Origin of the sequence: Vulcanococcus limneticus LL, from assembly GCF_002252705.1 — a bacterium.
GTDB classification, from domain to species: domain Bacteria; phylum Cyanobacteriota; class Cyanobacteriia; order PCC-6307; family Cyanobiaceae; genus Vulcanococcus; species Vulcanococcus limneticus.
This window is the reverse complement of record NZ_NQLA01000009.1, coordinates 64,352-83,790: the sequence shown is the minus strand read 5'-3', so window position 1 is coordinate 83,790 and position 19,439 is coordinate 64,352. Positions and strand designations below refer to the sequence as shown.

The window sequence follows — 19,439 nt, the reverse complement described above, 5'->3', positions numbered from 1 at the left end:
ATCAATCCGCCACCACCGGAAAGCGCCGTCACTGCGAGTACGTTGGTGATGGCAGCCTGATCGGCGGCAGGGGCGTCATCTTTCCTGGCAGTCACCGACCCTGGCCAGCGCGGCTCAGGCCCCCAGCGCCGGCTGACGCTCGCACCACTCCAGTGGCCGCCAGCCCGACCGGCGCGCCTACGATCCGGCCGATTAGGCGATCCGGGAATGCGCTTCAGCGAGCTGCTCAGCCACCTGGGTGAAGTCAGGGCCAGTGGCGATGGCGCCGGGCCGGCCCGCCACCTGGCCCAGGATCCCGAGCTGGGCGGCGCCGCCGCCCTCGACCAGGCCGGGCCCGGCCAGCTGAGCTTCCTGGAGGCCGGCCACGCCCTGGCGGCGGCCCTCGCCGCCACGGGCGCCAGTGCCGTGCTGATCCCGGCCCGGGGCGATGGGGCGGCCGAGCTGCAACAGCAGGCCACGCAGCGGGGCCTGGCCTGGATCGCCCTGGCCGATCCGCGCCTGGGCTTCGCTGAGGCCCTTGAGGCCCTCCATCCGCGCCAGCCCAAGCCCGCCGGCATCCACCCCAGCGCCGTGGTCGATCCCGGCGCCCAGCTCGGAGTGGGGGTGCACGTGGGCGCCCAGACGGTGATCGGTGGCCAGGTGCGGATCGGCGACGGCAGCACGATCCACCCCGGCGTGGTGATCTACGACGACGTGGAACTGGGCGAGGGCTGTGAGCTTCACGCCGGCGCCGTGCTCCACCCCGGCAGCCGCCTCGGCCGCGGCTGCGTGGTGCACTCCAACGCCGTGATCGGCAGTGAGGGCTTCGGCTTCGTGCCCACCGCCAGCGGCTGGCGCAAGATGCCCCAGACCGGTCTGGTGGTGCTTGAAGACGGCGTGGAGGTGGGCTGCGGCAGCACCATCGATCGCCCCTCGGTGGGCGAGACCCGCATCGGCGCCGGCACCAAGATCGACAACCTGGTGCACGTGGGCCACGGCGTCAGCACCGGCCGCGGCTGCGCCCTGGCGGCCCAGGTGGGCATCGCCGGCGGCGCACGCCTGGGCAACGGCGTGATCCTGGCGGGCCAGGTGGGGGTCGCCAACCGGGCCACCATCGGCGATCGGGCCATCGCCTCGTCCAAATCCGGAATCCACGGCGAGGTGGCGGCCGGCGAGGTGGTGAGCGGCTACCCGGCGATTCCCAACCGGCTCTGGCTGCGCTGTTCCGCCGCCTTCAACAAGCTGCCGGACCTGGCCAAGGGGCTGCGGAGGCTGGAAAAGGCGGCCGAGGCGCGCAGCGAGGACTGACGCAGCCCGCCATCCGGAGCCTCGGCCGGCCGGGCCGTAGCCTCGCGCCCTGCCCCGAACCCCGCGCCCGGCGGTCCAGCCCCCTCCAGACCTATGACGTCCAGCTACCGGATCACCCTGCTCCCCGGCGACGGCATCGGCCCGGAGATCACCGCGGTGGCCCGCCAGCTGCTGGATGCCGTGAGCCGCCGCCACGGCTTCTCGCTGGTCTACGACGAGCAGCCCATGGGCGGCGCCGCCATCGACGCCACCGGTGAGCCCCTGCCCGCCAGCACCCTGGAGGCCTGCAGGGCCGCCGACGCGGTGCTGCTGGCCGCCATCGGCTCGCCCCAGTACGACAGCCTGCCCCGCCAGCAGCGCCCCGAGAGCGGCCTGCTGGGCCTGCGGGCCGGCCTGGGCCTGTTCGCCAACCTGAGGCCGGTGAAGATCATCCCCGCCCTGGTGGAGGCCTCCAGCCTCAAGCGCGAGGTGATCGAGGGGGTGGACCTGCTGGTGGTGCGGGAGCTCACCGGCGGCGTCTACTTCGGCACCCCCAAGGGCCGCGTGGAGGCCGATGGCCACGTGCGGGCCTTCAACACCATGGCCTACTCCGACTTCGAGATCGACCGGATCGCCAGGGTGGGCTTCCAGCTGGCCGGCGAGCGCAGCGGCCGACTCTGCAGCGTCGACAAGGCCAACGTGCTGGATGTGAGCCAGCTCTGGCGCGACCGGGTCGAGGCGATCCACGCCGAGTTCCCGGCGGTGGAGCTGAGCCACATGTACGTGGACAACGCCGCCATGCAGCTGGTGCGGGCCCCCCGCCAGTTCGACGTGCTGCTGACCAGCAACCTGTTCGGCGACATCCTCAGCGACGAGGCCGCCATGCTCAGCGGCTCGATCGGCATGCTCCCCTCCGCTTCCCTGGGTGAGAGTGGCCCCGGCCTGTTCGAGCCGATCCACGGCTCCGCCCCGGACATTGCCGGCCAGGACAGGGCCAACCCGATGGCCATGGTGCTCAGCGCCGCGATGCTGCTCCGGATCGGCCTGAAGCAGGAGGCGGCCGCCGCCGACCTGGAACTGGCGGTGGAACGCACCCTGGCGGCGGGCTTCCGCACCGGCGACCTGATGGCCGAGGGCTGCACCCAGCTGGGCTGCCGCGCCATGGGCGAGCAGCTGCTGGCGGCCCTGGAGGCCTGAGCAACCCCGGCAGGGGCCTAAGGCGCCCTGCCGGCCCTGACCGGCGACCTGCCAAACTCATCTCCGTTTTTCTCGCTCCCTGCGCCGATGTCGAAGCGTCACCCGGTTGTGGCTGTTACCGGTTCCTCCGGCGCAGGGACCAGCACCGTCAAGCGCGCGTTTGAACACATCTTCAAGCGCGAAGGCATCACCCCTGCGGTGGTGGAGGGCGACAGCTATCACCGCTACGAGCGCGGCCCGATGAAGGAGGCCATGGCCACGGCCCTGGCCAAGGGAGAGAACTTCTCCCACTTCGGCCCCGAGGCCAACCTGTTCGACAAGCTGGAGGAGCTGTTCCGCAGCTACGGCGAGACTGGCTCCGGCCAGAAGCGCTACTACCTGCACTCCGTGGAGGAGGCGGCCGACCACAATGGCCGGCTCGGCACCAGCCTGGAACCCGGCCAGTTCACCCCTTGGGAGGCCATCCCATCCGGCACTGACCTGCTCTTCTATGAAGGTCTGCACGGCGGCGTGGTGGGCGAGGGCTACGACGTGGCCTCGCTGGCCGATCTGCTGGTGGGCGTGGTGCCGATCGTGAACCTGGAGTGGATCCAGAAGATCGCCCGCGACAACGCCGAGCGCGGTTACTCCGCCGAGGCCACCGTGGACACGATCCTGCGCCGGATGCCGGACTACATCAACCACATCTGCCCGCAGTTCAGCCGCACGGACATCAACTTCCAGCGGATCCCCACCGTGGACACCTCCAACCCGTTCACGATCCGGAACATCCCCACCCCGGATGAATCCTTCGTGATCATCCACTTCCGCAAGGGTGCCCGTGAGAAGTGGGGCATCGATTTCCAGCACCTGCTGGCGATGATCCACGATTCGTTCATGTCCAGCCCCACCTCGATCGTGGTGGATGGCGGCAAGATGGGCTTCGCGATGGAGCTGATCCTCACCCCGATCATCCATCGCCTGATCCAGGAGAAGAAGGCGTTCGCCTGATCCATGTCCCGGATCGGTTCCTTGCCAGCCCCAGACCCTAGTCTGGGGCGGTCAGGCGGACCCGGTGACTCCAAAATCCGACGCCCCTGCGTCCGGCGGTTCCCTCTCCTTTGAGATCAGGGGAGCAGCCGGACCTTCCGGTCAGCCGCTGCGCCCGGACCTGCGGTCCGACTCGCGCCGCACCGAGCCCCGCACTTCCGATCAACGCAACCCGGTGCCGCGCAACCTGGATGTGCGCTGGGATCGCATCAACAGCGGAGAGGTGATCGCTCGGGCCCGCCGCGTTTACTTCCTCTACATCGAGCAGGGTCCCAGCGGCCTCGAACCGATCGGTGTGGTGCTCACGGGCCGCTCCGGCGGCCGTGTTGTGTTCGATCTGCCGGTGCTGCTGCCCGACGAGCAGTACGTGCCCCTGGAGGTGGTGCGCGGGCGGGGTCAGCGGGTGCGAGGCTCCCGACCCGGCTGGCGCGGCTGATCTCCCGCCCCGGCCCCCGCCGATGCTCCCCCTCGACCCGCTCAGTCCCGCCATGGCCGGCCCCGATCCCCTGCTCATCGCCGTGTTGGGCGCCTGCGTGGGCAGCTTCCTCAACGTGGTGGCCTGGCGCCTGCCCCGCGAGGAGTCGGTGGTGACCCCCGGCAGCCACTGCCCCCACTGCGGCACGCCCCTGCGCTGGTTTGAAAATCTGCCGGTGCTGAGCTGGCTGCTGCAGCGGGGCCGCTGCCGCCACTGCCAGGGCCCGATCGCCCTGCGCTACCCGGCTGTGGAGTTGCTCAGTGCCGGCCTGTGGGTGGCGGTGCTGCTGGCGGTCCAGGCCGGCGGCGGCACCGCCCTGGGGGCAGCCGTGCCGGCCTGGCTGCTGCTCGCTGCCGGCTGGCTGCTGGTGAGCTGGCTGGTGCCCCTCACCCTGATCGACCTGGACCACCTCTGGCTGCCCGAATCCCTGTGCCGCTGGGGCCTGCTGCTGGGCCTGCTGGTGACGGCCATCGCAGGCTTCAGCCAGGGGGAGGCCAGCGGCAGGGCCCTGCTGCTCGACCACCTCCTGGCGGCAGTGGCGGGGTTGCTGGCCCTGGAGGGGCTGAGCGCCCTGGCCCAGCGGGTCATGGGCAAGCCCGCCCTGGGCCTGGGGGACGCCAAGCTCACCGCCCTGCTGGGGGCCTGGCTAGGCCTGGCGGGGGTGGGCCTGGCGGTGGTACTGGCGATCGCCGCGGGCGCCCTGTTCGGTGTGGTGGGCCTGGCCAGCGGCAGGCTGCAGCGCGGCCAGCCCTTCCCCTTCGGTCCCTTCCTGGCCGCCGGTGGGGTGGCGGTATGGGTGGGGGGCAACGGCTGGTGGCTGCGGCAGCTGGGCCTGCTGTTCGGTTGGGGCCCCCTCTGAACCCTTAAATAGAGCCAACCCCTCGGACACCGGGCCCCCCGCCCGTGGCCCGTTTCTGAGCCGCCGCCTCGATGTCGCTGTTCGACTGGTTCGCCGACCGCCGCAAGACCGCTCCAGCGGTGCGCAACGCCCAGGAGGTGAGCGAGGACGACGGCCTCTGGAGCAAATGCCCTGAGTGCGGGCTGGTGATGTACCGCAAAGACCTGGTGGCCAACGCCAGCGTCTGCACCGGCTGCGGCCACCACCACCGCATCTTCAGTGAGGAGCGCATCCGCCTGATCGCCGACGAGGGCAGCTTCGAGCCCCTCGATTCGGATCTGGCCCCCACGGATCCGCTGGCCTTCAAGGACCGCCGCAGCTACGCCGATCGCATCCGGGACAGCCAACGCAGCACCGGCCTCAAGGATGGGGTGATCACCGGCCTGTGCCGACTCGAGGGGATGCCCCTGGCCCTTGGGGTGATGGATTTCCGCTTCATGGGCGGCTCGATGGGCTCGGTGGTGGGCGAGAAGCTCACCCGCCTGATCGAGGAGGCCACCGCCCGCCGCTACCCGGTGCTGATCGTGTGTGCCTCCGGCGGTGCGCGGATGCAGGAGGGGATGCTCAGCCTGATGCAGATGGCCAAGATCTCCGGCGCCCTGGAGCGCCACCGCGAGGCCGAACTGCTCTACCTGCCCCTGCTGACCCACCCCACCACCGGAGGCGTCACCGCCAGCTTCGCGATGCTGGGCGATCTGATCCTGGCGGAACCGAAGGCCCTGATCGGCTTCGCCGGCCGGCGCGTGATCGAGCAGACCCTGCGCGAGAAGCTCCCCGACGACTTCCAGACCGCCGAATACCTGCAGGACCACGGCTTCGTGGACACCATCGTGCCCCGACCACGTCTGCGCACCACCCTCGCCACGCTGCTGCGCCTGCACGGCTGCGGCCAGGCGGTGGCGGCGTGAGCGGTGGCGGCGTGATCCGCTTCGGCCTGGCGCTGCTGCTGAGTCTGGCCATCGGGCTGGCGGCTCCAGCGATCGGCTGGGCCGGCCCGGTCGACTGGCAAGAGCTGCCCGCCACCGCCGACGGTCGCCAGTGGTGGGATGCCGGCAGCCTGCGGCTCACGAAGTCTGGGAACCTCTCGGTGCTGAGCCGCTTCCAGCCCGCCCCTGAGCCCGGCAGTTCCGAACCCGCCACCCGGCCAGGGGCCAGCACCACGGCCACAGCCGGCGCCGAGCCTGGGGCGGACGAGCCTGCCGCAGGCTTCAAACGCCCCAAGCCCAGCGATCTCTATGTGATGGAGATCGACTGTGACCAGCTGCTGTTCCGCGACACCTCCATCAACGGCCTGCCCCAGTGGGGCTCCCAGTGGCAACCGGTGGGCGGCGATGGCCTGATCGAGGAGACGGTGGCTGCCGTCTGTGAGGCTGGGAGGCCCCTGCTGGCCTCCCGGTGAGCCCGACCGCCCCCAACGCCTCTCCCTTCTCCCCATCCTCCGGAATGCGGGGGGGTGAGCCGGCACCCCTGCGGGTGGCGGTGGCGGGGCTGGGATTTGGCGCGGCGGTGCACCTGCCGGCCCTGGCGGACTGCCCCGGCACCGAGCCCGTGGCCCTCTGGCATCCCCGCACGGAACGCCTGGAGCAGGCCTGCGCCAGCTCGGGCCTGAGCGGCTTCAGCGACTTTGACGCCCTGCTGGCCGAACCCGGCATCGAGGCGCTGGTGATCGCCACGCCCCCAGGTCCACGCTTTGAGCTGGCCCGCGCCGCCATTGCCGCCGGCAAGCACCTGCTGCTGGAGAAGCCCGTGGCCCTGGCGGCCAGCCAGGTGCAGGAGCTGCAGCGGCTGGCGCTTCAGGCCGGTGTGACCGTGGCGGTGGACTTTGAATACCGGGCCGTACCCCTGTTCCAGCAGCTGGCTGCCCTGCTGGCGGCGGGCGCCATCGGCACCCCCTGGCTGGTGAAGCTCGACTGGCTGATGGGCAGCCGCGCCGACGCCCAGCGGCCCTGGAACTGGTATTCCCAGCGCAGTGAGGGGGGCGGCGTGCTGGGTTCCCTCGGCACCCATGCCTTCGACACCCTGCACTGGCTGGTGGGTCCGGCCCGCAGCGTCAGCGCCAGCGGCAGCACGGCCATCGGCCAACGGCCCCTGGCCGATGGCAGCGGCCGCCTGGCGACGGTGGACTCCGAGGACATCGCCCTGCTGCAGCTGGAGCTGGAGAGTGCCAGCGGCGCCCGCGTGCCGGCCCAGGTGAGCCTGGCGGCGGTGACCCGGGCCGGCCGGGGCTACTGGATCGAGGTGTACGGCAGCGAGGGCACCCTGGTGCTGGGCTCCTCCAACCAGGCCGACTACGTGCACGGCTTCCAGCTCTGGCAGGCGCGGCCCGGGGAACCACTGCAACCCGTGGAGGCCGATGCCGGCCTGGCCTTTGCGCGCACCTGGGTGGATGGGCGGGTAGCGCCGGTGCAGCGAATCCTGGGCTGGTGGGCGGAGGCGGCGCGCACAGGCCAGCCGATGGTGCCAGGGCTGGCGGAGGCGGTGCACAGCCAGACCATCGCCGACCTGGCCCTGGACTCCGCCGCCACGGGCCTGCGCCGAGCCCTCTGAGGCCCGGCTCCGAACGGTACCGACATCGGCCTGGCAAGCCGGGAGCCAGAGCGGCTGCGGGATGGGCCTGCCCCACCGCCGGACGAAATCGACGATTTGGTATCACCATCGACTTCTTTGCTCCGTAACAACGGCTACCGTTCAAGAACGTTGACCGCGACCGACCCTGGCCGGCGGCATTCCCCGGAGGCTCGCCCCATGTCCATCACCACCGCCAAACTGCTGGCCCGCCAGGCCGAACAGGCCCGGCGCAACGCCCGCGAGCACGCCTATGCCGTGCACGCCCTCCGGCGCCAGCAGCTGATCGACTGAATCACCCGTGAGGGGATGGCCGGCTGCGCTGGCCATCCCCGGGCCGCAGCGAAGCCCACATGCGAGCCCCCAGCACGGCGGATGCCCCGCCCGCGGTGGGGCTTTTTGCTGGGCACACGGGCAGCACGATCGTCCGATCCGGCCAGGCCAGAAGCACCCTTGACGGCCCGCTAGAGTCGCCCCCAGTCAAAAGCCAGGGCAGACGCTCTCCTCCGCGAGGGGCAGCCCTGGGCCCGGCTGGCCGAGGTGATTCCTTCGGCACCACCCTGACTTCACCCTCTACCCCTCCTCGAGGTTTCCCCATGGCGCTCGTTCCGCTTCGGCTGCTGCTCGATCACGCCGCTGAAAACGGCTACGGCATCCCTGCCTTCAACGTGAACAACCTGGAGCAGGTGCAGTCGATCATGGAGGCGGCCCAGGAGACCGACAGCCCGGTGATCCTGCAGGCCTCCCGCGGCGCCCGCCAGTACGCCGGCGAGAACTTTCTGCGCCACCTGATCATCGCCGCCGTCGAGACCTATCCCGACATCCCGGTGGTGATGCACCAGGACCACGGCAACAGCCCCGCCACCTGCTTCGGCGCCATCACCAACGGCTTCACCTCCGTGATGATGGATGGCTCCCTGGAGGCTGACGCCAAGACCCCCGCCAGCTACGACTACAACGTGGCCGTCACCAAGGAAGTGGTGGACGTGGCCCACGCCGTGGGCGTGAGCGTGGAAGGCGAGCTGGGCTGCCTGGGCTCCCTGGAAACCGGCAAGGGTGAGGCCGAGGACGGCCACGGCTTCGAGGGCACCCTCGACCACAGCCAGCTGCTGACCGACCCCGCCGAGGCCGCCGACTTCGTGGCCAAGACCAAGGTGGATGCCCTGGCGATCGCCATCGGCACCAGCCACGGCGCCTACAAGTTCACCCGCAAGCCCACCGGTGAAGTGCTGGCCATCAGCCGCATCGCCGAGATCCACAAGGCCATCCCCAACACCCACCTGGTGATGCACGGCTCCTCCTCCGTGCCCCAGGAGTGGCTGGACATCATCAACCAGTACGGCGGTGCCATCCCCGAGACCTACGGCGTGCCCGTGGAGGAAATCCAGGAAGGCATCCGCAACGGCGTGCGCAAGGTGAACATCGACACCGACAACCGCCTGGCCTTCACCGCCGCCGTGCGGGAAGCCGCCGCCAAGGATCCCACCAACTTCGATCCCCGCCACTTCAACAAGCCCGCCCGGGCCTACATGAAGCAGGTGTGCCTGGACCGCTACCAGCAGTTCTGGGCCGCTGGCAACGCCAGCAAGATCAAGCAGCGCGACATCAACTACTACGCCGCTCTGTATGCCAAGGGCGAACTCGACCCCAAGACCGCCGTGGCGGCCTGATCCAAACCGTCTGCTCACCGCAGACGCCAGGGGCCCATCAGGGCCCCTTTTTTCATGCCATGGGGCCGAAGCCGGGGCCCTGCTTCCCCGTGCGATGGCGCGCCCCTGGGCTGATCAGGGCTGAACGGCAGTGGCGGCGGGAGGCGGTCCCGCAGCGGAGGCGGCAGCGGCAGCGGCGGCCCACTGGCCCCCACTGGCCAGCCGCTTCAGAGCATCGCTGAGGTTGCGCTCCATCACGAAGGTGGTGCCGTCGGTCACCACCACCCGCACCAGGGTGGGCAGATCGTTGGCCTTCGACTGCAGGTACACCGGCTCCACGTAGAGCAGACCCGAGCCCACGGGCAACACGAGCATGTTGCCCCGGAACAGCCTCGAGCCCAGGCGATTCCAGAGGCCGAACTGAAAACTGATGGTGGGATCCTGGTCAATGAGGGCGGAAACCTGCTGGGGACCCAGCAGCAGGCGCTGCTGGGGGAAGCGCACCAACAGCAGTTCGCCGTAGTGGGGAGGATCGTTGCGGGCAGCCAGCCAGCCCACCAGGTTGGTGCGCTTCAGCGGAGCGAAGGGGAGCAGCAAGACGAATTCGGTGCTGGTCTGGCCCGGCAGCTGCAGGGTGAGGTGATACGGGCGGACCTGGACATTGCTGTTGCCGTAGATCTCGTAGGGCACCGACCACACATCGTCGCCGTTGTAGAAGGTGCGCACATCGGTGACGTGGTAGCGCAGCAGCCGCTCCGACTGGATCGTGAACTGGCTCTGCGGCACCCGGATGTGGCGCAGCAGCGCCTCGGGCATCTCCGACAGGGGACGGAACAGCTCAGGGAACGCCCGACGCCAGGTGCGCAGTACGGGATCGGAAGGGTCGCTCACATAGAGCCACAGGCGGCCGTCGTGGGCATCGACCACCGCCTTGACCGGGTTCCGGAAGTAGCGGAGGCCCTGGGGATTGGGATCGCTGTAGGGGTAGGAGCGGCTGTTGGTGAAGCCGTCCAGCAACCAGTACTGGTGCTGATCCTGCCGGTAACCCTCGTGGCGGCCCACACGGGCCGTGACCAGGTAGGGCTCGCTCTCGAAGTGCAGGAAGGGGGCCAGAGCCTCCAGCCGCTGGTTCACCTGGCGGCGGAGCAGGAGGAGCGAGCGGGGAGTGAACGAACCGGTGAACAGCACCCGCGGTTCTCGCAGATACAGGGCCGCGCACAGCCGCTGCCAGGCCGTGGCCAGGGGCACTCCCCGGGTGCCGTCGTAGTGGGTGTAGACATTCAGCTCGCCGTCCGGGTAGGCAAACTCCTGCACCTTCGTGGGGGCGATGGCGTAGGGAGCCGGCGCCGACGCGAAATAGAGACTGGGCCGGCCCACCGGCAGAGCGGCCTGCGCCTGGGCATCGCTCACCCCCAGCTGGGGGATTCCCTGGACGCGGCCGCTGCGCCCCAGATCCTTCACGAAGAACAGAGGCAGGCCGTCGGGTCCAGCGGCATTGACCGGCGACACCGTGAAGCCGTGGCCGTTGGTGAACACCAGGTGGCGGTTGAGCCAGGTGCGCGATCCCCGGGGCAGGGCGCCGCTGTCGAGCTCGCGGGCGGAGATCAGCACCTGACGGCTGCCCTGCCGGCCGGTCTTGTCCCGCAGGGGGTAGCGGTCGACGGCCGCCGAGGAGAAGCGGTAGTAAAGCCGGAGCTGCTGCAGCTGGCGGTTGGCGGCGAGCAGGGGCTGGCTGTCCCAGAGACGCACGTTGGCCAGGGTGCCGGGAGCGGCCGCCAGGTCCGCGGCGGTGATCTTCTGACGGGGCTCCAGGGTGATGCTGCGCACCCGCTCCAGGCCAAAGGCCCGACGGGTGCCCTGGATGCTGCGCCGAAGATAGGGGGTCTCCATGGCGAGCTCCCGCGGCTGGACCCAGAGCCGCTGCACCAGCGGGGCCAGCAGCCACTCGCTGATCGGCACCAGGAGGGCGGTGAACGTCAGGGGGAGAAGGGCCCCGCGCCGCAGCCATCCCTTCGGCAGTGGAACCAGCAGGCCCAGGGCCGTCAGCAACAGGAGCAGGGCCAGCAACAGCCGTAGCGGCAGGCGCACGTGGAGATCCACATACCCGGCCCCGGAGGCGATCCCGCTGCCCTCCACCATCAGATCGAAGGGGGCCAGACCGCTGATCAGCGCCGCGACCACCGCGAGGAAAGCCAGCTGGGGCTGGAGAACCCGCTGCTGGGCCCGGCTGAGGCCTGGGAAGGCGCCATCGGAGAGGCTGGTGCCCTCACTGAGACAGAGCAGCAGGCAGGCAGCCAGGCCGACCACCCCCTGGGCCAGAAGCACGCTCAGCAGCAGCTTGAGGGCGGGCAGCCGCAGCACCGTGAAGGACAGATCCAGCCCCACCAACGGATCCCGCTCGCCGAAGGGCGCCGCCAGCAGGGCCGGCAGCCACAGGCTCCAGCCGCGGGCCAGCGCCGTGGCGGAGGCGGCGAGAGCCGCCGCCAGGGTGATGCGCAGGGTGGCGAGGGGTCGGATGAGCAGGGGGATCAACAGCCCGGCCGCCAGCCCCAGGGGCAGCAGCGGCGGCAGATCGAGCAGCACCGTGAAGCCCGTGATCACCTGGCCGCTGAACGGGGCCCCGATCAGGTCGCGGGCCTGCAGCACGAGATAGGCCAGGCCGGTTGCCAGCAGCAGCAGCAGGGCCACCAGGGCCAGCAGCAGTCGGGATCCCCCAAGCCGCAACAGCGGTTCGGAGCCCAGCGGCTTGGTGGTCGCCTCCTGCCGCAGTCGCCAGCAGCGCTGGACTTGCTTGAGCTGCAGAAGGGAGCCGCCGCCGAACACCAGGACGAAGGCGACCAGCTGCAGCCCCCAGCGACGCAGCAGAACGCTCTGGAGCTCGAACTGCCCGAACCAGTGCCACTCCACCGCCATGCGGCCCAGCAGCAGGATCACCGCCAGGGCGGCGCCTGCCACGGCCGCGGCACGGAGGGCGAAGAACCAGCGGCGCCGGGCCGGGAAGGGGAGTGAGCTCACGCCATGAGCGTAGGCAGATCCCAGCTGGCGACAAGGCCGGCCCATCAACGCCCCTATACCCGAGTCCAGGGGTCGGATTATCCAGCAGCGGCTGAGCCACGCTGTTAGCGTCCTTGAATCTGCTGGGCGTGCCCGTGACCGCGACCCTCTCCCGCTCCACCTTCACCGGCCTGCGCTGCAAGGAATGCGGCCATGCCTATGAAGCGAGCGCCCGACACGTCTGCGAAGACGTCTGTTTCGGCCCCCTGGAGGTGGTCTACGACTACGACGCGATCAGGAACCGCGTCAGCCGCGCCTCGATTGAGGCCGGCCCCACCTCGATCTGGCGCTACCGCGACTTCCTGCCGATCGAGGGCGATCCCATCGATGTAGGCACCGGTTTCACGCCCCTGCTCAAGGCCCACCGTCTGGCCCGCCGCCTCGGCCTCAAGAACCTCTACATCAAGAACGACGGCGTCAACATGCCGACGCTCTCGTTCAAGGACCGGGTGGTGAGCGTGGCCCTCACCCGCGCCCGCGAGCTGGGCTTCACCACGGTGAGCTGTGCCTCCACCGGCAACCTGGCCAACTCCACCGCCGCCATCGCCGCCCACGCCGGCCTGGAGTGCTGCGTGTTCATCCCCAGCGACCTGGAGCTGGGCAAAGTGCTCGGCACTTTGATCTACAACCCCACCCTGATGGCGGTGAAGGGCAACTACGACCAGGTGAATCGCCTGTGTTCGGAGGTGGCCAACACCTACGGCTGGGGCTTTGTGAACATCAACCTGCGCCCCTACTACTCCGAGGGTTCGAAAACCCTCGGCTACGAGGTGATCGAGCAGCTGGGCTGGCAACTGCCCGACCACATCGTGGCGCCCCTGGCCTCCGGCTCCCTGTTCACCAAGATCCGCAAGGGTTTTGATGAGTTCATCAAGGTGGGCCTCGTGGATGAGAAGCCCGTGCGCTTCAGCGGCGCCCAGGCCGAAGGCTGCAGCCCGATCGCCCAGGCCTTCGCCGAAGGCCGCGACTTCATCACACCGGTGAAGCCCAACACCATCGCCAAGTCGATCGCCATCGGCAACCCGGCCGACGGCCCCTACGCCATCGACATCGCCAACAGGACCGGCGGCACGATCGCGGCGGTGAACGACACCGAGATCGTGGAGGGCATCAAGCTGCTGGCCGAAACCGAGGGCGTGTTCACTGAAACCGCCGGCGGCACCACGATCGCGGTGCTCAAGAAGCTGGTGGAACAGGGCAAGATCGACCCCGACGAGACCACCGTGGCCTACATCACCGGCAACGGACTGAAGACCACCGAGGCCGTGAGCTCCGCCATCGGCGAGCCGTTCCTGATCGAGGCCCAGCTCGACAGCTTTAACGCCGCCTGGGAGCGGGCCCAGTCCCTGCATCGGGCCAGCTGGGAGCCGGTGGCCTGAGCCCCCAATTTCCCAACCCATTCTTCTTCTCTCTCCCCTTCCGACCTCTTCCATGGCCGTACAGGTTCTGATCCCCACCCCCCTGCAGAAGTTCACCAACGACGAGGCCAGCGTCGAGGTCACGGCCACCAGCGTCGACGGACTGCTCGACTCCCTGGAGGAACGCTATCCCGGCATCAAGGGCCGGCTCTGTGACGAGGGCGGCAAGCTGCGCCGCTTCCTCAATGTGTACGTGAATTCCGAGGACATTCGCTTCCTGCAGAACCAGGCAACGCCCCTCCAGGATGGCGACGAAGTCAGCATCGTGCCTGCCGTGGCCGGCGGCTGAGCAGCCCCAGATTCCAGCACTGGTAGCCATGGCTGCCGCCCCCCAGCGGCAGTGGCGGCTCAATAGGCTCCATCCCATCGAATGACGTAGCCGGAGAGACGCCATGACCCAGGCCCCTGAGATCCGCTCCTCCAGCTCTTTCGAACCCGGCGCATCGGCTGGATCCGCCGCTGCCGATCCAGCCACCAAGGCCCAACTTTTCGACTATCGCCAGGCCGCCAATCCGGTGCGCCATGGACTCACCGAACCCATTCCCTACCACCAGTGGGGGCCCGACCTGCACAGCAGCGGTCCCAGCCGGGTGATCCCGCTGGACCTGAGCCGGGAACTTGGCACCGCTGGCCCCAGCACCAGCCCGGCCCTGGCCGCCCACTTCCTGCGCATCGAAGCGGGCGAGGGCCTGCCGGCCAGCGCCAACGCCACCAGCTCCCTCTTCTTCGTGCTGGAGGGGCGAGGCCTGTGCCGTCGCCGGGCCGAGGGGCCATCGCCAGCCGTCAGCCTCAGCTGGCAGGCGGGTGATCTGTTCGTGTTGCCGGCCGGTGGGGCTGCCCTGCTCGAGGCCGAAACCAGCAGCGTTCTCTACTGGGTCCATGACGGCCCGCTGCTGCACCACCTGGGCGCGACCGCCAGCGAACCGCGCTTCCAGGCCACCCACTACGCCGGCACCTGGCTGCGGCAGGAGCTCGAGGCGCTGGCCGCCGACCCCAGCAGTGCCAACAGCAACCGTCTGAGCCTGCTGCTGGCCAACCGCGACCTACCCGCCAGCCGCACCGTGACCCACACCCTCTGGGCCATGTTCGGCATGGTGCCCGCTGGCGCCGTCCAGGCCCCCCACCGCCACCAGTCCGTGGCCCTCGATCTGATCGTGGACTGCGATCCCGGCTGCCACACCCTGGTGGGCACCGAGCTGGATGCCGATGGCGCGATCCGCAACCCCACCCGCATCGACTGGCAGGCCGGCGGCGCCTTCGTGACTCCACCGGGCCACTGGCACGCCCACGTCAACGCCAGCGGCCGCAAGGCCCTGCTGCTGCCGATCCAGGACGCGGGCCTGCACACCTACCTGCGCAGCCTGGACATCCGCTTCGCGGGCTGAGCTGACCTGGAGGACCAGGGTCAGCAGGGCAGTTGCACGAGGCCAGCGACCGCCTCGGCAGGAGCCACCTCATGGCGCTCGACGATGGCGCGGAACTGGTCGCCGTCGATCGTTTCCTGCTCGATCAGCTGCTCCACCAGCGCATCCATCAGGGCGCGGCGCGGCGTGAGCAGCGCCACGGCCTGACTGAGGGCCTCCACCGCCAGGCCCCGCACCTGGGCGTCGATGCGGTTGCCGGTCTCGCGGGAGTAGTGGGGTTCGGAGCGCAGCCAGTCGCGGCCGAGGAACACCTCATGGGCATCGCCCTCCAGGGCCACCGGCCCGAGGCTGGAAAAGCCATAGCGGGTCACCATCTCGCGGCCGATGCGGCTCACCAGCTCCAGGTCGCCGGATGCGCCCTGGGTCACCTCGCTGGGGCCGAACACCACCAGTTCGGCCGCGCGACCACCCATGGCCACCACCATCCGGGCCCGCAGGTAGGCCTTGCTGATCAGGCCCGAATCCAGCACGTCCTCATCGGGCATGGTGCGGGCAAAGCCCCCCACCCCGCCGGAACGGGGCAGCAGGGTCACCTTGTCGAGCCTGTCGGCGGCGGGCAGCAGGGTGGTGAGCAGGGCATGGCCCACCTCGTGGTAAGCAATCAAGCGCTTCTTGGCGCTGTCCTGGAGGGGCGCCACGGTCAGGCCCATGGTGATCCGTTCCAGGGCGTCGTTAAGCACCTGGTCGTCGAGGGTGGGCTGTCCGCGACGGGCGGTGAGGATCGCCGCCTCGTTCAGCAGGTTGGAGAGGTCGGCGCCGGAGAAGCCGGGGGTACGGCTGGCCCAGTCGCCCAACGACACCTCGGGATCCAGCGGCCGGCTGCGGGCGTGCACCGCCAGGATCGCCTCGCGGCCCTTGCGGTCCGGCAGGTCCACATGGATCTGGCGATCGAAGCGGCCGGGCCGGGTCAGGGCCGCATCGAGCACATCGGGGCGGTTGGTGGCCGCCAGCAGAATCACGCCGGAGTTCTCGGCGAAGCCGTCCATCTCGGTGAGCAGCTGGTTGAGGGTCTGCTCGCGCTCGTCGTTGCCGCCGCCGATGCCGGCGCCGCGCTGACGGCCCACAGCGTCGATCTCGTCAATGAAGATGATGCACGGCGCCTTCTCCTTGGCCTTGCGGAACAGATCCCGCACCCGCGAGGCGCCCACGCCCACGAACAGCTCGACAAACTCGGAGGCCGCCATCGAGAAAAAGGGCACTCCGGCCTCACCGGCGATGGCCTTGGCCAGCAGCGTCTTGCCGGTGCCCGGCGGGCCCACCAGCAGCACCCCCTTGGGGATCTTGGCGCCCACGGCGGTGAAGCGTTCGGGCTCCTTGAGGAAGGTCACCACCTCCTGGAGCTCCTCCTTGGCCTCGTTGATGCCAGCCACGTCCTCAAAGCGCACCGTGACGCTCCCCTCGGGCTGGACGCGGGCCTGGCTGCGGCCGAAGCCCATGGCCCGGTTGGCCACCTGGGAGGAGCGGCGGATCAGCAGCGCCAGGCCGCCGAACAGCAGCACCAGCAGCAAGATGTTGGACACCAGCCCGGCGGTGGCCTCGTCGCGGCGGTCATCGCGCACGGTGAGGGGCACGCGGGCCTCCTGGGCACTGCGCAACAACACCTGGTCGTTGCTGAACACCGGCACGGTGACCGTGCGGCCATCGGTGTAGGTGACCCGCACCTCACGGCGGCGGGTGGAGAGTTCCAGATCCCGCACGCTGCCGTTGCGCAGCTGCTCGAGCAGCTGGCTGTAGCTCGGGACAGGCGCCTGCTGGACCAGGCCCTGGAGCAGGCCCCGCCCAGCCTGTTGGGCCTCCACCGGCTTGGGCTTGGCAGGGGTCTGGGTCTGGGCTGGTGGCTGGGCTGCCGGCTCGGTGGCGGGCCGGACGGGGGGCGCCACCGCAGCGGCATCAGGGGCTGCGGCGGCGGGAGGGGCTGCAGCAGGGGCCTTGGAGCCGGGGGCAGGCACGGCCTGGGCGATGGCCCAGCCCTGGGAAGACGGGGAAACGCCGGTGCTCACTGGGCTCTGCTTCTCGGTAGAGCTTAGCGATTTGACGAAAGGGAGGGCGGCAACGGAAGATCCTTGTTTGGCTGATCACGAGCGGGATGGCTGTTCCCAAGAAGAAAACCTCCAAGGGCAAGCGCAACCAGCGCCACGCCACCTGGAAAGGCAAGGCTGCCATCGCGGCCCAGAAGGCCCTCTCGATCGGCAAGGCCGTGCTGAGCGGCCGCGCCCAGGGCTTCGTCTATCCCGTGGCGGAAGAGGACGGCGACGAGGCCTGAGCCCGGCTCAGATCTCTGCCCAAGCCTGACGCACGGCGTCGGCGCCACTGCCCTCCCAGCGGCAGCGGCGCCGTCCATCCAGAAGCATCACCCGATCAGCCTGGTCCAGCAGCGCCCGTCCGTAGAGGAGCGGGGGCAGCGAGGCCAGGCTGGCCCGTATCAGGGCATCCAGTGCCCCTGGCTCCATCCAGCCACCGCCCCCCCGCCGCTGCCGCGCCTCGGCCTGGAAGCGCCAGCGCCGCGGCAGCTCCCAGCGGCACGGCCAGAGAAGGCCCAGGCCGTTGAGCGCGTCCCAGAGGGGTTGGTAGGCCTGCAGCGCCTGGTCCCAGCGGGGTAACGAACAGCGCTCCTCCGCGGAGAGGCCCTGCAAGACCTGTGCCCTGGCCAGAACGCCGGCCAGGCCAGGACCCTGGGGCCGATAGCCCACCAGCCAGCCCTCGAGCAGCAGGGCGTCAGCCCGGCCACGCCAGGGATCGCAGCGATCGCCCTGGCCCCGGCGCAGGGTCTTGTCAAAGCGGGGCAGCTCCAGGGGAGCCGGGCCGGCGGGCTGGGCCCGCCAGGCGGCGATCGCCGCGGCCAGCAGCCCCGGGTCGTGGCTGCCGGGCGGCACCCGGTTGACGCCGAAGGGGTTGCCGGCCATGGCCTCCTGGCGCTGCTGCCAGGGCAGGTAGGCGTCGTCGATCGAGGCAATCGCCAGTGCCAGGCCGCGAGCCTGGGCCCGCTGTTGCAGCAGGCGGCTGAGGGTGCTCTTGCCGGCCCCCACCGGGCCGTTGAGCCCGAGCACCGGCCGCTGGCCCGCCGCCACCAGGGCAGCGCAGTGATCGAGCAGGGCCCCGATGAACCGCTCCCGCCGCCGCTCCGACTGCTGCTGGAGTAACGGATCCAGCTCCTGTCCTGGCTGGCCGGAATCGCCGGTGACCGTCCTCGCCATGCCGACCCTGCTCACGAGCCCAGCTTGAAGGCCTCCAGCACCACGGCATAGACCAGCCCGATGCGCAGGTTGTCGGCCATCAACCAGCCCAGACCCGGCTCGCCCTTCACCACCCGCGTGCGCAGCCGCACCACCAGCTCCAGCACCACCACCAGGGAGAGCACCACGGGCGGGCGGGCGCCCAGCCTCGCCAGCCAGTAGACCGTGACGTTGTTGCCGGCATACAACCCCAACAGCAGGGCCAGCAGTCCCAGGCTGCGGCGCCGCCAGGGGCCGCGCAACGCGCCGAACAGGCCACCGGCGAGCTGCCGCTGCAGGCGCTCGAAGCGCGTGGCCCGCACGGGTAATCGGGTCATGGCCGCCCCAGCAGCTGCTGCAGGTAGGAGAGCGTGACCCAGCCCTGGGGGCAAGCGGGACCGTGCAGCACCCGCAGGCGGCTGTCTGGCGCACCCAGCTGGTCCACCACGGCGCTGGCGCCCGCGAAGGCCCGACTCGGTTCGGCCGCGCTGGAGCGGCTGCGGGTCACCAGGGTGGCTAGGCCAGCGGCCCTGGCGGCCGCCAGACCGTTGCCGGAGTCCTCGATGGCCAGGGCCGCGCCGGGGGGCAGCCCCAGCCGCTCCAGGGCCAGCCGATAGGCCTCCGGGTCGGGCTTCTTGCGGGCCACATCCTCGCCGCAGACCAGAAAGGCAACGCGACCGGCCAGCTCAGGCAGCAGGCGCTGCAGCAGGGCCGTCACCGCCGCCCGGCCGCTGGTGGTCACGATCACCTGGTGCAGGCCCGCCGTCGCAGCCTCGGCCAGCAGGCGCCGCACCCCCGGCCGCAGCGTCAGCGTCCCAGCCGCCACCAGGGCCGTGTAATGGCGCTGCTTGGCGGCCTGCAAGGCCTCCACCAGAGCGGGAGCCGGTGGGGAGCCCTCCACCTCGGCAAGAAACCGACGCAGGCGTTCCCGGCCGCCGCTGATGGCAAGCAGCTCCAGATAGGTGGGCTCATCCCAGTGCCAGGGCAGGCCCAGCTCCGCAAAGGCCCGGTTGAAGGCCGGCCGGTGGCCGTCGAGTTCGGTCTCGGCCAGGGTGCCGTCCACGTCCCAGAGCAGGGCCGCCAGCGCTGGAGGGGCCAGGGTGAGGGACATGGCGGCGCAGGATCCGGGGCGTGGTCGCAGGACGTGAGGGTAGGCAGAGGCCTGGTGGGGCCGAGCCGGGTGCTGGAGTTCAAGCCAAAGCGTGGTGGGAACCCTGACCAGGCAAGGCCAGCCTCCAGGCCCCAGCTACCG

The 19,439-nt window shown here is 70.2% G+C and carries 18 protein-coding genes; 13 read left to right on the top strand and 5 right to left on the bottom strand.

Going from position 1 to position 19,439, the window contains the following annotated elements:
• Positions 1-207 precede the first annotated feature (207 nt).
• From lpxD to fba, 9 genes are all read left to right on the top strand, one after another.
• Positions 208-1,287: a UDP-3-O-(3-hydroxymyristoyl)glucosamine N-acyltransferase gene (gene lpxD / locus CJZ98_RS06405; protein ID WP_094589543.1), complete on the top strand. Its 1,080-nt coding sequence runs from the start codon at positions 208-210 to the stop codon at positions 1,285-1,287.
• A 93-nt stretch (positions 1,288-1,380) separates the two neighbouring features.
• Positions 1,381-2,463, top strand: a complete 1,083-nt coding sequence (gene leuB, locus CJZ98_RS06400) for a 3-isopropylmalate dehydrogenase (protein ID WP_094589541.1) — start codon at positions 1,381-1,383, stop codon at positions 2,461-2,463.
• 87 nt (positions 2,464-2,550) lie between these two features.
• Positions 2,551-3,453 carry a phosphoribulokinase gene (locus tag CJZ98_RS06395; RefSeq protein WP_094589539.1) on the top strand — a complete coding sequence of 301 codons (903 nt, stop codon included), beginning with the start codon at positions 2,551-2,553 and terminating at the stop codon, positions 3,451-3,453.
• A 64-nt stretch (positions 3,454-3,517) separates the two neighbouring features.
• Positions 3,518-3,928 (top strand): hypothetical protein, encoded by a 411-nt coding sequence (locus CJZ98_RS19035; RefSeq protein WP_232756265.1) that lies wholly within the window; start codon positions 3,518-3,520, stop codon positions 3,926-3,928.
• Positions 3,929-3,950: 22 nt separating this feature from the next.
• Positions 3,951-4,826, top strand: a complete 876-nt coding sequence (locus CJZ98_RS06385) for a prepilin peptidase (RefSeq protein ID WP_232756264.1) — start codon at positions 3,951-3,953, stop codon at positions 4,824-4,826.
• A 71-nt stretch (positions 4,827-4,897) separates the two neighbouring features.
• Positions 4,898-5,773: an acetyl-CoA carboxylase, carboxyltransferase subunit beta gene (gene accD / locus CJZ98_RS06380; protein ID WP_094589536.1), complete on the top strand. Its 876-nt coding sequence runs from the start codon at positions 4,898-4,900 to the stop codon at positions 5,771-5,773.
• On the top strand, positions 5,770-6,264 hold the full coding sequence (locus CJZ98_RS06375; protein WP_232756263.1) for a hypothetical protein: 495 nt from the start codon (positions 5,770-5,772) through the stop codon (positions 6,262-6,264). Before accD ends, CJZ98_RS06375 begins: the two co-directional genes overlap by 4 nt.
• A gap of 44 nt (positions 6,265-6,308) precedes the next feature.
• Positions 6,309-7,412 carry a Gfo/Idh/MocA family protein gene (locus CJZ98_RS06370; RefSeq protein WP_094589534.1) on the top strand — a complete coding sequence of 368 codons (1,104 nt, stop codon included), beginning with the start codon at positions 6,309-6,311 and terminating at the stop codon, positions 7,410-7,412.
• Positions 7,413-8,026: 614 nt separating this feature from the next.
• Complete coding sequence (gene fba, locus CJZ98_RS06365; protein ID WP_094589532.1) at positions 8,027-9,100, top strand: class II fructose-bisphosphate aldolase; 1,074 nt, start codon at positions 8,027-8,029, stop codon at positions 9,098-9,100.
• Positions 9,101-9,214: 114 nt separating this feature from the next.
• Here fba and CJZ98_RS06360 read toward each other — a convergent pair whose 3' ends face one another.
• Positions 9,215-12,094, bottom strand: coding sequence for a UPF0182 family protein (locus tag CJZ98_RS06360; RefSeq protein ID WP_315855784.1), 2,880 nt, complete (start codon positions 12,092-12,094; stop codon positions 9,215-9,217).
• Between the two features lie 134 nt (positions 12,095-12,228).
• Here CJZ98_RS06360 and thrC point away from each other — a divergent pair, with 134 nt between their 5' ends.
• The 3 genes from thrC (at position 12,229) to CJZ98_RS06345 (ending at position 14,936) form a co-directional block, all read left to right on the top strand.
• Positions 12,229-13,512: a threonine synthase gene (gene thrC / locus CJZ98_RS06355; protein ID WP_094589563.1), complete on the top strand. Its 1,284-nt coding sequence runs from the start codon at positions 12,229-12,231 to the stop codon at positions 13,510-13,512.
• A gap of 52 nt (positions 13,513-13,564) precedes the next feature.
• Positions 13,565-13,840, top strand: a complete 276-nt coding sequence (locus CJZ98_RS06350; protein WP_094589528.1) for a MoaD/ThiS family protein — start codon at positions 13,565-13,567, stop codon at positions 13,838-13,840.
• Positions 13,841-13,943: 103 nt separating this feature from the next.
• Positions 13,944-14,936 carry a cupin domain-containing protein gene (locus tag CJZ98_RS06345; RefSeq protein ID WP_198537545.1) on the top strand — a complete coding sequence of 331 codons (993 nt, stop codon included), beginning with the start codon at positions 13,944-13,946 and terminating at the stop codon, positions 14,934-14,936.
• A gap of 20 nt (positions 14,937-14,956) precedes the next feature.
• Here the strand turns inward: CJZ98_RS06345 and ftsH are convergent, their stop codons facing one another.
• On the bottom strand, positions 14,957-16,747 hold the full coding sequence (gene ftsH, locus CJZ98_RS06340) for an ATP-dependent zinc metalloprotease FtsH (RefSeq protein WP_094589559.1): 1,791 nt from the start codon (positions 16,745-16,747) through the stop codon (positions 14,957-14,959).
• Positions 16,748-17,061: 314 nt separating this feature from the next.
• Between ftsH and rpmF the strand changes: the two genes are divergently transcribed.
• Positions 17,062-17,238, top strand: coding sequence for a 50S ribosomal protein L32 (gene rpmF / locus CJZ98_RS06335; protein ID WP_094589526.1), 177 nt, complete (start codon positions 17,062-17,064; stop codon positions 17,236-17,238).
• A 7-nt stretch (positions 17,239-17,245) separates the two neighbouring features.
• Here the strand turns inward: rpmF and CJZ98_RS06330 are convergent, their stop codons facing one another.
• The 3 genes from CJZ98_RS06330 to CJZ98_RS06320 are packed head-to-tail and all read right to left on the bottom strand — an operon-like array spanning position 17,246 to position 19,298.
• Positions 17,246-18,169, bottom strand: coding sequence for a hypothetical protein (locus tag CJZ98_RS06330; protein WP_094589524.1), 924 nt, complete (start codon positions 18,167-18,169; stop codon positions 17,246-17,248).
• 11 nt (positions 18,170-18,180) lie between these two features.
• Entirely contained in the window at positions 18,181-18,525 is a 345-nt protein-coding gene (locus tag CJZ98_RS06325; protein WP_094589522.1) for a DUF565 domain-containing protein, read from the bottom strand.
• Positions 18,522-19,298, bottom strand: coding sequence for an HAD-IA family hydrolase (locus tag CJZ98_RS06320; protein ID WP_094589520.1), 777 nt, complete (start codon positions 19,296-19,298; stop codon positions 18,522-18,524). Before CJZ98_RS06320 ends, CJZ98_RS06325 begins: the two co-directional genes overlap by 4 nt.
• Positions 19,299-19,439: the final 141 nt, after the last annotated feature.